The sequence below is a fragment of the Streptomyces sp. NPDC088116 genome (genome assembly GCF_044741745.1).
In the GTDB taxonomy this organism is placed as follows: domain Bacteria; phylum Actinomycetota; class Actinomycetes; order Streptomycetales; family Streptomycetaceae; genus Streptomyces.
Window position 1 is genome coordinate 387,050 of the sequence record NZ_JBIUTF010000001.1, and the last position, 12,819, is coordinate 399,868.

The following is a 12,819-nucleotide window of genomic DNA, read 5'->3' on the forward strand; positions in this document are numbered from 1 at the left end:
TGAGGAGGTCGTGCCCGTGCGCCCCACCGCCCTGATCCTCGTCGCCGTCCTCGCCGCCGGTTCACTCACCGCGTGCGGCGGCGGTTCCGGCAGCGACCCGGACACCGTCAAGGTCGCGTACAACCGGTCCACGGACAACAAGATCCGCTTCAAGGACCGCCATCTCGAAGCCGTGAAGAAGCAGTTCGAAAAGGCACATCCGGGCAAGAAGGTCCAGCTCATCCCCATCCAGGCGCCGGACAACGACTACGCGACCAAGGCCCAGCAGATGATGCGCTCCCCCAAGACCGCGCCGGACCTGGTCTACGAGGACACCTTCCGTATCAACGCCGACATCAAGGCCGGCTATCTGCGCCCACTGGACGACTACCTGGCGAAGTGGGGCGCCTGGGACCAGTTCGTCGACACGGCGAAGGCGGCGGCCGAGGCGGAGGACGGCAAGACGTACGGCGTCCCCGACGGCACGGACACCCGCGGTCTCTGGTTCAACAAGAAGATCTTCGCGCAAGCGGGCCTGCCCGCCGACTGGCGGCCCAAGAACTGGGCCGAGGTCCTGGACGCGGCCCGTACGGTCAAGCGGAAGGTCCCCGGCGTCATCCCGCTGAACGTCTACACGGGCAAGGCCCCCGGCGAGGTGGCGGTGATGCAGGGCTTCGAGATGCTGCTGTACGGCACGGGCACGGACCCGCTGTACGACACCGGTGCGAAGAAGTGGGTGACGGGCGGCCGGGGCTTCCGGGACGCGCTCCGCTTTGTACGGACGGTGTACGGCGAGAAGCTCGGCCCCGACGTGTCCGACGCGCTCGATCCGAACATCACCACCCATGTCGCCACGGAGTGGTTCCCGCAGGGGAAGCTGGCGATCTCGCTGGACGGTTCCTGGATGGGCCAGAACTGGATCAACAAGGGCCCGAAGGAGTGGCCGGACTGGTCGAAGGAGCTGGCGCAGGCGCCGATGCCCACGCAGAACGGGCAGGCGCCGGGCCAGGTGTCGATGTCGGGCGGCTGGACGTGGGCGATCCCGCAGAAGTCCAAGAACCCGGATCTGGCCTGGGACTTCCTCAAGACGCTCCAGACCCGGGACAACGCTGTCGAGTGGGCCGTGGTCGACGCGCAGATCGCCGTACGCAAGGACGTGGCGGCCGATCCCCGGTACCTGAAGTCCATGCCGGGCATCGACTTCTTCACCCAGCTGGTGGGGGTCACGCACTACCGCCCGGCGCTGCCGGTCTATCCGCAGGTGTCGACCGCGATCGGGGAGGCGATGGAGACGGTGACGACGGGTGACGGGTCACCGCAGAAGGCGGCGAAGGAGTACGACGAGCAGCTGAGGACGATCGTGGACGGCGCGGTGGTCGCCAAGTGACGTCGGCCGACGCGGTGGGTGTCCCGGGACCACCGCGCCCCGTGGGCGCCCCGGGACCGGCGCAGGCCCCGGCTCAGACGCCCGATGGCCGTCCCCGGAAGGGCCCCGTCGAAGGCCGCCGCCGGTTGTGGCGCTGGCTGCCCCTCGCCCCCGCCACCGCCCTCCTGCTGCTCTTCCTGGCCGGTCCCATCGGCTACTGCGTCTGGATCGCGTTCACCAACACCCAGCTGACCGGCTCCTCGACCTCGGACTTCGTCGGCCTGGCGAACTTCCGCCGCGCCCTGTCCGACGAGAACTTCCGCAACGCCGTCTGGCTGACCCTGGTCTTCACCTTCGTCTCGTCCGTCCTCGGTCAGAACTCCCTGGGGCTCGCTCTGGCGGCCCTGATGCGCGCCGCCTCCCGGCCGCTCCGTACGCTCACCGGCTCCCTGGTGATCGCCGCGTGGGTGCTGCCCGAGATCGTCGCGGCGTTTCTGCTCTACGCCTTCTTCCGCCGCGAGGGGACCCTGAACGCGATTCTGGACTGGCTCCATCTGCCGTCCCAGAACTGGCTGTTCACGCTGCCGATCCTGGCGGTGTCGTTCGCCAACGTCTGGCGCGGTACGGCCTTCTCCATGCTGATCTACTCGGCCGCGCTCTCCGAGATCCCCCAGGACGTCACGGAGGCGGCACAGGTCGACGGCGCGAGCGGGGTACGGCGGCTGTGGCACATCACGCTGCCGATGATCCGCCGCTCCATCGGCACGAACCTGATGCTCAACACCCTGTCCACGCTGTCCGTCTTCGGCCTCATCTGGGCGATGACGCGCGGCGGTCCGGGCAACCGCAGCCAGACCCTGCCGGTGTTCATGTACGACCAGGCGTTCCTCAAGAGCCTGATCGGCTACGGCACGGCGGTGGCGCTGCTTCTGCTGCTGGTGGGCTCGCTCTTCTCGATCGTCTATCTGCGCCTGATGAAGGTCGAGGTGTGATGAGGCCCGCGCTCAGCCGCCGCACCCGGGCGCGCCTGGCGGCGGACGCCGCCCTCCTCCTGACCTCGGCGGCCTTCGCGCTGCCCCTGATCTGGCTGGTGCTGGCGTCGGCCGACGCCGAGGCGGACATGCGCGTACGGGTCCCCTCGTCGCTGACCACGGACAACTTCGACGCGGTCCTCACCGACGAGATCACCTTCACGCCGATGCTCAACAGCCTGCTGCTGTGCGGCAGCGCGACGCTGCTGACGGTGGTGTGCGCGGCACTGGCGGCGTACCCGCTCTCCCGCTACCGCTCGCGCTTCAACCGCCCGTACCTGCTGACGATCCTCTTCACCACCTGCCTGCCGATCACCGCGATCATGGTGCCGGTGTACGGCCTGTTCGTGCAGGTCGATCTGATCGACACGATGTACGGCACGTCCCTCTTCCTCGCCACGTCCCAACTGCCCTTCTCCATCTGGCTGATGAAGAACTTCATGGACTCGGTGCCGACGGTCCTGGAGGAGGCGGCGTGGACCGACGGCGCGTCGAACCTCCAGACGCTGACCCGGGTGGTGCTGCCGCTGATGGGGCCGGGGCTGACGGTGGTGACGATCTACACCTTCATCCAGCTGTGGGGCAACTTCTTCGTACCGTTCATGCTGCTGCTCACCCCGGACCAGCTGCCGGCCTCGGTTTCGATCTTCACCTTCTTCGGCAACTACGGATCGGTGATCTACGGGCAGCTGGCGGCGTTCTCGATCCTGTACTCGGCACCGGTGCTGGTGCTGTACATCCTGATCTCAAGACGGCTGGGGGGCGGATTCGCCCTGGGGGGCGCGGTGAAGGGATAAAAGGGGGAACGGCAGCAGACCACAACCGGCCCGCGGACGGAATTCGACGGGAGGGGGCCGGGGTCGCAGAAGGTGACGTGTCCGGACGTGAAGCGTGATGTGTGGCGCTGGCCGGCCCGCACCCAAGAACAAAGCCGCACGCGCCGTAAATCATGCAGTCCGGACATGCGCCTCCGGAGCCCCCGGCCCCCGCACCACCCACGGCACACGCCGTCCCCCGCACCACCCACGGCACACGCACGCACCCGCACCCGCACCCGCACCCGCACCCGCAGCTAAAAAACCGACTCCGCCTCGAACATCCGGTCCTCCGGCACTGTCTTCAGCTGCGTCACGGCCTCCGCCAGCGGCACCATCTCCACCGTCGTCCCCCGCAGCGCCGTCATCCGCCCGAACTCGCCCCGGTGCGCCGCCTCCACCGCGTGCCACCCGAACCGCGTGGCCAGCACCCGGTCGTACGCCGTCGGTGTGCCGCCCCGCTGCACATGCCCGAGGATGACCGGCCTGGCCTCCTTGCCCATCCGCCGCTCCAGCTCCGCCGCGAGCACGTTCCCGATGCCCCGGAACCGCTCGTGGCCGAACTGGTCGATCTCGCCCTTGCCGTACTCCATGGATCCCGGCGCCGGATGCGCGCCTTCCGCGACGCAGATGACGGCGAACTTCTTGCCCCGGGAGAAGCGCTCCTCGACCATCTTGCCCAGGCGGTCGACCTCGAAGGGCCGCTCGGGCAGGCAGATTCCGTGCGCGCCGCCCGCCATGCCGGACTCCAGCGCGATCCAGCCCGCGTGCCGCCCCATGACCTCGACGACCATCACCCGCTGGTGCGACTCGGCGGTGGTCTTGAGCCGGTCGATGGCCTCGGTGGCGACGGTGACGGCGGTGTCGAAGCCGAAGGTGCGGTCGGTGGAGTGGATGTCGTTGTCGATGGTCTTCGGTACGCCGACGACGGGCATCCCCGCGTCCGAGAGCAGCCGGGCCGCGGTCAGCGTGCCCTCGCCGCCGATCGGGATGAGCGCGTCGATGCCGTAACGGCGGGCCAGTTCGGCGCAGTTCTCGGCGGCTTCGCGCAGCCGGCCGCGTTCCAGCCGGGCCGAGCCGAGGATCGTACCGCCGCGGGCGAGGATGCCACTGACGGCGTTGAGGTCGAGTGGGCGGAAGTGCCCGTCGAGCAGCCCCTTGAAGCCGTCCTCGAACCCGATGACGTCGTCTCCGTGCCCGGTCAGGGCCCGGTGCACGACCGACCGGATCACTGCGTTCAGGCCTGGACAGTCGCCGCCTGCGGTGAGAACTCCGATACGCATCGTGCTGTATCTCCTGCTCGCTAGTGCTGTGCTTTCCCGGGGTTACGGGGTGGACAGGGACGGACGGGATGAACGTAATGAACGAAACGAGGGAGCGGACTTCGCCCCCCAGCCGGGTATCGGCCCGACGGGTTCCGGCTCCCGAGGGGTTCGGCTCCCGAGGGCTCCCCGACAGGGCTTCGGCCCTCCGCCCGTGAGCCGAGTCCGGTCCTCCCGATCTTCCCACGGGCGGTCGGGACCCCGTATCCGCCGACCGTTTGAGCGGACGGCTGTCGGATACCCGGACCAGAACCTCCGACCCCCTGGGCTTCCCGGCCAATCCCACGGGGGCCCTAATCACCCACGGAGGTATTGTCAAGGGCGCAACGCCACCCTAACGGGAATTTTTGTACAAACATAAGTTCCCACCATGAGTTCACTCGGACGTGCCCGACGCGGGGGCGTCCACGAGTACGACGGGAGAGCACGCGTGACGCGCAGCGTGTACGTGACCGGGATCGATCGCGGCGACGGCCGCCAGGTCGTCGAGCTTGGAGTCATGGAACTCCTGACCCGCCAGGTGGACCGGGTCGGGGTCTTCCGCCCGCTGGTCCATGACGGCCCCGACCGCCTCTTCGACCTGCTGCGCGCGCGGTACCGGCTGTCCCAGGACCCGTCGGCCGTCTACGGGCTCGACTACCACGAGGCGGCCGCGATCCAGGCCGAGCGCGGTACGGACGAGCTGGTGTCCCGGCTGGTCGAGCGTTTCCACCGGGTGACCCGGGAGTACGACGTCGTGCTGGTCCTCGGCACGGACTTCGCGGCCACCCAGCTCCCCGACGAGCTGTCGCTCAACGCACGGCTCGCCAACGAGTTCGGCGCCTCGGTGATAGCCGTGGTGGGCGGCAAGGACCAGAGCGCCGAGTCCGTACGGGCCGAGGCCCGCAACGCCCACCGCGCCTACGAGGTCCTGGGCTGCGACGTACTGTCCATGGTCGTCAACCGGGTCGCCGCCGAGGACCGCGGGGCGATCGCCGAGGGCCTCACGTCCCAGCTCCCGGTCCCCTGCTACGTCCTGCCCGACGAGCCGGCCCTGGCCGCCCCCACGGTCGCGCAGATCACCCACTCCCTGGGGGGCACGGTGCTGCTCGGCGACGACTCCGGACTGGCCCGGGACGCGCTCGACTTCGTCTTCGGCGGCGCGATGCTGCCGAACTTCCTGGGCGCGCTGACGCCCGGCTGCATGGTGGTCACCCCCGGGGACCGCGCCGATCTGGTCGTGGGAGCCCTCGCCGCACACTCGGCGGGCACCCCGCCCATCGCGGGCGTCCTGCTCACGCTCGACGAGCGGCCCGACGACTCCGTCCTGACCCTGGCCGCCAGGCTCGCACCCGGCACACCGGTCGTCTCCGTACCGGGCCGCTCCTTCCCCACCGCCACCGAACTCTTCGGCCTGGAAGGGAAGTTGAACGCGGCCACCCCGCGCAAGGCGGAGACCGCGCTCGGCCTGTTCGAGCGCCATGTGGACACGGCCGATCTGCTGGCCAGGATGTCGGTGGCCCGCAGCGGGCATGTGACGCCGATGATGTTCGAGCACGAACTGCTGGAGCGGGCACGCGCCGGCCGCCGCCGGGTCGTCCTCCCCGAGGGCACCGAGGAGCGGGTGCTGCGCGCCGCCGACGTACTGTTGCGCCGCAGCGTCTGCGAGCTGACCCTGCTCGGCGACACCGACGTCATCCGCAAGAAGGCGGCCGACTTCGGTATCGATCTGAGCTCCACGCAACTGATCGACCCGGTCACCTCCGAGCTGCGCCAGGGCTTCGCCGAGCAGTACGCGCGGTTGCGAGCGCACCGGGGCGTGACGGTGGAGATGGCGTACGACGTCGTGTCGGACGCGAACTACTTCGGCACGCTGATGGTCGAGGAGGGCCTGGCCGACGGCATGGTGTCCGGTTCGGTGCACTCGACGGCCGCGACGATCCGCCCGGCCTTCGAGATCATCAAGACCAAGCCGGAGGCGTCGATCGTGTCCTCCGTCTTCTTCATGTGCCTCGCCGACAAGGTGCTGGTGTACGGCGACTGCGCGGTCAACCCGGACCCGAACGCCGAGCAGCTCGCGGACATCGCCGTCCAGGCGGCGGCCACGGCGGCCCAGTTCGGGGTCGAGCCGCGGATCGCGATGCTCTCGTACTCCACCGGCACCTCGGGCTCGGGGGCCGATGTCGACAAGGTGCGCGAGGCGACCGAGCTGGTGCGCGCGGCCAGGCCCGATCTGCGGATCGAGGGCCCGATCCAGTACGACGCGGCGGTCGAACCGTCCGTCGCGGCGACCAAGCTGCCCGAGTCGGAGGTGGCGGGCCAGGCGACGGTGCTGATCTTCCCGGACCTGAACACCGGCAACAACACCTACAAGGCCGTGCAGCGTTCGGCGGGCGCGGTGGCCGTGGGCCCGGTGCTCCAGGGGCTGCGCAAGCCGGTCAACGACCTGTCGCGCGGCGCACTCGTCCAGGACATCGTGACGACGGTCGCGATCACGGCGATCCAGGCGCAGGACGAGAACGCATGAGTTCCGCCCCCGGCACCCCGCAGAGCACACCTGCCACACCCTCCACGCACACCCCGACAGAAGGCCGTCAGCCCGTGACCGCGCACACCCCCGCCGCCCCTGCCGCTTCCGGCGCTCCCGCCACCCGCGTCCTCGTCCTCAACTCCGGTTCCTCGTCGCTGAAGTACCAGCTGCTGGACATGCGGGACAGCTCCCGGCTCGCGGCCGGTCTGGTCGAACGCATCGGCGAGGACACCTCCCGGCTGGCGCACTCCCCGCTGGCCGCCGGCCCCGGCGCAGGGAGCGGAGCGAAGCGTGAACGTACGGGCCCGATCGCGGACCACACGGCGGCGCTGGAGGCGGTCGCGGAGGAACTGTCGCGGGACGGACTCGGGCTCGACTCCCCCGAGTTGGCGGCCATCGGCCACCGAGTCGTACACGGAGGGCTGAAGTTTCACGAACCGACCGTCATCGACGACGCCGTTCTGGCAGAGATCGAGCGCCTGGTGCCGGTGGCGCCGCTGCACAACCCGGCGAACCTCACGGGCATCCGTACCGCCCAGGAGCTGCGCCCCGACCTCCCTCAGGTCGCGGTCTTCGACACCGCGTTCCACACGACGATGCCGGAGCACGCCGCGCGCTACGCGATCGACGTCGAGACTGCCGACGCCCACCGCATCCGGCGCTACGGCTTCCACGGCACGTCGCACGCGTATGTCTCGCGCAGGACCGCCGAGCTGCTGGGCAAGGACCCGGCCGAGGTGAATGTGATCGTCCTGCACCTCGGCAACGGCGCCTCGGCGTCGGCGGTCGCGGGCGGCCGGTGCGTGGACACCTCGATGGGGCTGACCCCCTTGGAGGGGCTGGTGATGGGCACGCGCTCCGGCGACATCGACCCGGCGGTCACGTTCCATCTCAAGCGGGTGGCCGGAATGTCCGTGGACGAGATCGATGAACTTCTGAACAAGAAGAGCGGTCTGGTCGGCCTCTGCGGGGACAACGACATGCGGGAGATCCTCCGCCGGGTCGACGCGGGCGACCAGCGGGCGGCGCTCGCGTTCGACATCTACATCCACCGGCTGAAGAAGTACGTGGGTGCCTACAGCGCGGTGCTCGGCCGGGTGGACGCGGTGGCCTTCACGGCGGGTGTGGGCGAGAACGCGGCGCCGGTACGGGAAGCTGCCGTGGCGGGCCTGGGAGCACTGGGCCTGGCCGTGGACCCGGACCGTAATGCCGTACGTTCCGGCGAACCGCGGATCATCTCACCGGACACCGCCAGGACCGTGGTGGCCGTGGTCCCGACCGACGAGGAGCTGGAGATCGCGCAGCAGACCTTCGCGCTGGTCGGAAAGGCCTGAATTCGGCAAGGCCGGACGGGGAATCACGCCTGAACGCCCAACGCCTGAGCACCCTTCCGCCCATTTGTACTTTCCGCCAGACGGAATATTCCGCATCGAAACAAACCGATAGGATCCGCCTCATGCGCCGTTCCAAAATCGTCTGCACACTGGGCCCCGCCGTCGACTCGTACGAGCAGCTGAAGTCGCTCATCGAGGCCGGAATGAATGTGGCCCGTCTGAACATGAGCCACGGGAGCCACTCGGAGCACGAGGAGCGGTACCACCGCGTGCGGAAGGCCGCGCAGGACACCGGCCGCGCCGTGGGTGTGCTCGTCGACCTCCAGGGCCCCAAGATCCGCCTGGAGACCTTCGCCGAGGGCCCGGTCGAGCTGGTGCGCGGTGACGAGTTCACCATCACCACCGAGGACGTCGCGGGCGACAAGTCCATCTGCGGCACCACGTACAAGGGCCTGCCGGGCGATGTGTCCAAGGGCGACCAGATCCTGATCAACGACGGCAACGTCGAACTGCGCGTGATCGCGGTCGAGGGGCCGCAGGTCAAGACCATCGTCATCGAGGGCGGTGTCATCTCGGACCACAAGGGCATCAACCTGCCCGGCGCGGCGGTGAATGTCCCCGCGCTGTCCGACAAGGACGTCGAGGACCTGCGCTTCGGCCTGCGGATGGGCTGTGACATGGTCGCGCTCTCGTTCGTCCGGGACGCGCACGACGTGCTGGACGTGCACAAGATCATGGACGAGGAGGGCCGCCGGGTCCCCGTCATCGCCAAGGTCGAGAAGCCGCAGGCGGTCAACAACATGGAGGCCGTGATCGCGGCCTTCGACAGCGTCATGGTGGCCCGCGGCGACCTGGCCGTCGAGTACCCGCTCGAAAAGGTCCCGATGGTGCAGAAGCGGCTCATCGAGCTGTGCCGCCGCAACGCCAAGCCGGTGATCGTGGCGACCCAGATGATGGAGTCGATGATCACCAACTCCCGCCCGACCCGCGCCGAGGCGTCCGACGTCGCGAACGCGATCCTGGACGGCGCGGACGCGGTCATGCTCTCCGCCGAGTCCTCGGTGGGCGCGTACCCGATCGAGACGGTCAAGACGATGTCGAAGATCGTGGTCGCGGCCGAGGAGGAGCTGCTCTCCAAGGGCCTCCAGCCGCTGGTCCCGGGCAAGAAGCCCCGTACGCAGGGCGGTTCGGTGGCCCGTGCGGCCTGCGAGATCGCGGACTTCCTGGGCGGCAAGGCGCTGGTCGCCTTCACCCAGTCCGGCGACACGGCCCGCCGCCTCTCCCGCTACCGCGCGGCCCAGCCGATCCTGGCCTTCACCACGGACGAGTCGACCCGCAACCAGCTCGCCCTGAGCTGGGGCGTGGAGTCCTTCATCGTCCCCTGGGTCAGCAGCACGGACGCGATGGTCGACCTGGTGGACCAGGAGCTGCTCAAGCTCCAGCGCTACAGCGAGGGCGACTCCATGATCATCACGGCGGGCTCCCCTCCCGGCGTCGCCGGCACGACGAACATGGTCCGGGTGCACCACCTGGGCGGCAACAAGGCCTGAGGCCCGACGCCGTCGGCAACGAACGTGGCCCACACCGACCGGTCGGTGTGGGCCACGGCTTTTCCCGCGGCTCCCGGGAGTGCGATTCGGGCCGTGCGGGCGGTCGTTCAGCCCGTGAGGTAGTTCTGGAGACCGGGGATCGTCAGCGTGCCGCCGAACTGGCCCGCCTGAGTCACCTGTACGTCCGTGAAAGAGGCGTACGGGACGTCCAGCGGCGGCGGGGTCTGCGGAGAGAAGGTGACCGGGATGAGGCCGAAGAGGTTGCCCTTCAGCTGCTCCGTGTACATCGTCACCGGGGTGTCGCGGATCGTGGAGGTGGAGCCGTCGCGGCCCCGCACATGGGCGGTCCTGCCCATGGGGTAGACGACGGTCTGGTGCAGGTTCTCGATGTCCACCGAGGTGGCGGTGAACTTGAGCGCCTTCTTGACCTCGCCGCCGTACGTCTTCACCTCGACGATGCCGTGGTACTTGAGGCCGTACAGCTGGAGGTTCGAGCTGTTGAGGATCCAGGGGTCGTCGGGCAGGAGCGGAATGCCCTGTTCCTGCTCGGCGTTGGCGAGGGCGTCGGGGTCCGCGGTCGGGCAGGGGTAGCCGGGCTTGCCGGAGGCGCCGGCCGGGATGTCGTCGTCCTTGCGGGCCTTGAGCCCCTTGGCGTCCTCGTCCAGTTCCTCGACCGTGGCGCCGGCCTTCCTGGCCGCGTCCTCGATGGCCTTCTTGGTACGGTCCGCCGCCTCGCCGTCCTCGGCTGCTTCCTTGCCCTTGTTCTTGTCCTCGGACTTTTCCTTGTCCTTGTCCGTGTCCTTGTCGTCCGCCGTGTCGGCCTGATCCGACACGGCGGGCTTCGAGTTGGAGGGCTTCGGCGTGGACCCGGTGGACGCGTCCGCCTCCGGCTTCCCGGAGGCGGAGGCGCTCGGTGTCGGGGCGGCCGTCCCGTCCTTGCCGGGGATGCCCAGCAGGTCTCCGAGCGCGTCCCCCACACCCAGCGGGTCCAGCGGGTTCCTGGACTTGGACTCGGTCGGGGTGGGCGTCGGCGTGGGCGTGGGTGACGAAGAGGCGCCGGGCTCCGGCTTTTCCGTCTTCCCCGCGTCCGAACTCGCCGACGGTTCCGGCTCGTCGCCCTTGCCGCCCTGAGCCGCTCCGTCCCCCGCCGCACCGCTCGCGGAGGCGCCCGGCGTCGCCGACGCGGACGAGTCCGGCCCGGGGCTCCGCGACGCGGACGTGGAGGGCGAGGGGGACGCGTCCGGGTCGTCCGAGCGGGTCACGCACGGGCCCGGCGCGAAGGGGATGTCCTTGTTGTCGTCGGCCAGCGCGAGCCTGGGGGTGAGCCCCATGCCCACGAAGACCGCCGTCGGCATCGCGGCCAGAGCCATCGCCTTGCCGGCGGGTATGTGGAGCTTGGTCAGGAGCGACTTCCTGGGGGCCGCGTGACGCGGCCCTCTTCGTACCGGGGAAGCATCGCCTCCGGCCGCGATCTCGTGCGTGTCGTCACCCCGCACTTTTCCTCCCGCCGTTGGCATGGGCAGTCGTATCCGTCACGTTCGGGTTCTCCCCCTCGCGCGGAGCGGGGAGAAAGGGATCACCGTCGTCGGGCTCCGGCGCCCGGCGGGGAGCCTCACGCCCCACCGCCGATCTGGCCGGCGGCCTGCCGGGGACCCAGGAGATCGAGAGCGCGCCGCCGAGCAGGGCGAGCAGGAAGCCCAGCAGGAAGCCACCGATGTTGGAGACCGGGATCGACACCAGGGCCAGCAGGATGGCCGCGACTCCGGCGAAGACGCGGACGATGCTGTGGAACCACATCGTCAGTCCCAGCGTCACCAGCAGCACACCGATGATCAGCGAACCCGCACCGGCCGTCGTCGACATGGCCAGCGTCAGGTTGCCGAGGTGGAGCTGCGCGTACGGGAAATAGGCGATGGGCAGCCCACCGAGCAGAGTGAACAGGCCCGCCCAGAACGGCCGGGTGCCCCGCCAGGCGCGGAACCGAAGCCGCCAGTAAGTGAATCCGCGGGAACCTGTGGACTCGGCGCTCATGGAAAACAGCTCCCTGGAATGCGGTATTACGGTGAGAGACAGGGGGCCGGGCGGGCCGAACAGTCCTGGAACCGCCCGCCCCGCCCGAAAGGGTGCCTAGGGCATGCCGCGAACGTCGCGCCCGGCCCGCAACACCCTGCGGGCGGACGGCGCCACCTTCGCGACACCCCTCAGTAGCACTCGTACTTCTTGGGATCGCCGACCTTGAGCCTGAGGTTCAGGTCCGGCAGCTTGAACGTACCGGCCGTGGTGGCCCAGGCCGTCTGCCTCACGTTGCTCAGCGTGGCCGTCTCGGCCTCCTGCGCGAAGCCGTTCGGGTCCGCCTTCGTACCCGGCTGGATGCCCGGGGACTTGTTCGCACCGGCCGCGACACCGATGTTGATGTTCTTGAACTCCGCGTCGGCGTCCAGGGATTCGACATCGAGGTAGAGGTTCTCCGCCGCGATGTCCCTGCCCTTGTTGCCGGCGTTGAGCACCAGCGTCACGCTGGTGCCCAGCATCGGCAGCGGGGTGACCACGGACTGGCACATACTGGTGATCTCGGCCGACTTGAACCCGGAGACAGCGACCGGGTGCATGGCTTTCTTGCCTTCGGAGTCAACCCCCTCGGCGACTCCGCCGTACTGCACGAAGTCGTGACCGACCAGTTTGTCGGCCTTCACCTTGAAGCTCTGGCCGGACACGCTGAACGAAGCGGCCAGCGCCCCCTGCGCGAGTGCCACACCTATCGCCGCCGTCGCGGCCACACTGGGCACCATGACGACGGCGAACCGCTTCCATCTGGTCCCGCCACGTAGTTGGGACTCCATGAATTTCCTCCTTCTCGGACGTACATCTCCGGATCGGGCCGGAGCCCGTCCTGGGATGGGAGAAGTGCTACGT

10 protein-coding genes are annotated in these 12,819 nt (G+C 69.3%); 6 read left to right on the forward strand and 4 right to left on the reverse strand.

Features of this window, described 5'->3' with window-relative positions:
* The first annotated feature begins 10 nt into the window (after nucleotides 1–10).
* From ACIOJD_RS01675 to ACIOJD_RS01685, 3 genes are all read left to right on the forward strand, one after another.
* Nucleotides 11–1,366: an extracellular solute-binding protein gene (locus ACIOJD_RS01675; protein WP_401907683.1), complete on the forward strand. Its 1,356-nt coding sequence runs from the start codon at nucleotides 11–13 to the stop codon at nucleotides 1,364–1,366.
* 125 nt (nucleotides 1,367–1,491) lie between these two features.
* A complete protein-coding gene (locus ACIOJD_RS01680; protein WP_401908868.1) occupies nucleotides 1,492–2,337 on the forward strand; it encodes a carbohydrate ABC transporter permease in 846 nt (281 codons plus the stop codon).
* The gene (locus tag ACIOJD_RS01685) at nucleotides 2,337–3,173 is read left to right on the forward strand and encodes a carbohydrate ABC transporter permease (protein ID WP_401907684.1); all 837 of its coding nucleotides are present in this window, start codon (nucleotides 2,337–2,339) and stop codon (nucleotides 3,171–3,173) included. The genes ACIOJD_RS01680 and ACIOJD_RS01685 overlap by 1 nt, the downstream gene beginning before the upstream one ends.
* 275 nt (nucleotides 3,174–3,448) lie before the next feature.
* Here ACIOJD_RS01685 and ACIOJD_RS01690 read toward each other — a convergent pair whose 3' ends face one another.
* A complete protein-coding gene (locus tag ACIOJD_RS01690; protein WP_401907685.1) occupies nucleotides 3,449–4,474 on the reverse strand; it encodes an ATP-dependent 6-phosphofructokinase in 1,026 nt (341 codons plus the stop codon).
* 469 nt (nucleotides 4,475–4,943) lie between these two features.
* Between ACIOJD_RS01690 and pta the strand changes: the two genes are divergently transcribed.
* The 3 genes from pta (at nucleotide 4,944) to pyk (ending at nucleotide 9,906) form a co-directional block, all read left to right on the forward strand.
* Complete coding sequence (gene pta / locus ACIOJD_RS01695) at nucleotides 4,944–7,019, forward strand: phosphate acetyltransferase (RefSeq protein ID WP_401907686.1); 2,076 nt, start codon at nucleotides 4,944–4,946, stop codon at nucleotides 7,017–7,019.
* A complete protein-coding gene (locus tag ACIOJD_RS01700; RefSeq protein WP_401907687.1) occupies nucleotides 7,016–8,356 on the forward strand; it encodes an acetate kinase in 1,341 nt (446 codons plus the stop codon). Before pta ends, ACIOJD_RS01700 begins: the two co-directional genes overlap by 4 nt.
* Before the next feature lie 122 nt (nucleotides 8,357–8,478).
* Nucleotides 8,479–9,906, forward strand: a complete 1,428-nt coding sequence (gene pyk / locus ACIOJD_RS01705) for a pyruvate kinase (protein WP_401907688.1) — start codon at nucleotides 8,479–8,481, stop codon at nucleotides 9,904–9,906.
* Between the two features lie 107 nt (nucleotides 9,907–10,013).
* Here the strand turns inward: pyk and ACIOJD_RS01710 are convergent, their stop codons facing one another.
* The 3 genes from ACIOJD_RS01710 to ACIOJD_RS01720 all read right to left on the reverse strand — a co-directional run bounded on the left by ACIOJD_RS01710 (nucleotide 10,014) and on the right by ACIOJD_RS01720 (nucleotide 12,746).
* Nucleotides 10,014–11,402 (reverse strand): hypothetical protein, encoded by a 1,389-nt coding sequence (locus tag ACIOJD_RS01710; protein ID WP_401907689.1) that lies wholly within the window; start codon nucleotides 11,400–11,402, stop codon nucleotides 10,014–10,016.
* Nucleotides 11,392–11,937 (reverse strand): DUF6114 domain-containing protein, encoded by a 546-nt coding sequence (locus ACIOJD_RS01715; RefSeq protein WP_401907690.1) that lies wholly within the window; start codon nucleotides 11,935–11,937, stop codon nucleotides 11,392–11,394. The genes ACIOJD_RS01710 and ACIOJD_RS01715 overlap by 11 nt, the downstream gene beginning before the upstream one ends.
* 170 nt (nucleotides 11,938–12,107) lie before the next feature.
* Nucleotides 12,108–12,746: a DUF6230 family protein gene (locus ACIOJD_RS01720; protein ID WP_401877858.1), complete on the reverse strand. Its 639-nt coding sequence runs from the start codon at nucleotides 12,744–12,746 to the stop codon at nucleotides 12,108–12,110.
* Between the last annotated feature and the right edge of the window lie 73 nt (nucleotides 12,747–12,819).

Excerpts from the sequence above, each read along its gene's own strand:
- ACIOJD_RS01715 (WP_401907690.1), bottom strand. The coding sequence starts at position 11,937 with ATGAGCGCCGAGTCCACAGGTTCCCGCGGATTCACTTACTGGCGGCTT.
- ACIOJD_RS01690 (WP_401907685.1), bottom strand. The coding sequence starts at position 4,474 with ATGCGTATCGGAGTTCTCACCGCAGGCGGCGACTGTCCAGGCCTGAAC.
- ACIOJD_RS01700 (WP_401907687.1), top strand. The coding sequence starts at position 7,016 with ATGAGTTCCGCCCCCGGCACCCCGCAGAGCACACCTGCCACACCCTCC.
- pyk (WP_401907688.1), top strand. The coding sequence starts at position 8,479 with ATGCGCCGTTCCAAAATCGTCTGCACACTGGGCCCCGCCGTCGACTCG.
- ACIOJD_RS01685 (WP_401907684.1), top strand. The coding sequence starts at position 2,337 with ATGAGGCCCGCGCTCAGCCGCCGCACCCGGGCGCGCCTGGCGGCGGAC.
- ACIOJD_RS01720 (WP_401877858.1), bottom strand. The coding sequence starts at position 12,746 with ATGGAGTCCCAACTACGTGGCGGGACCAGATGGAAGCGGTTCGCCGTC.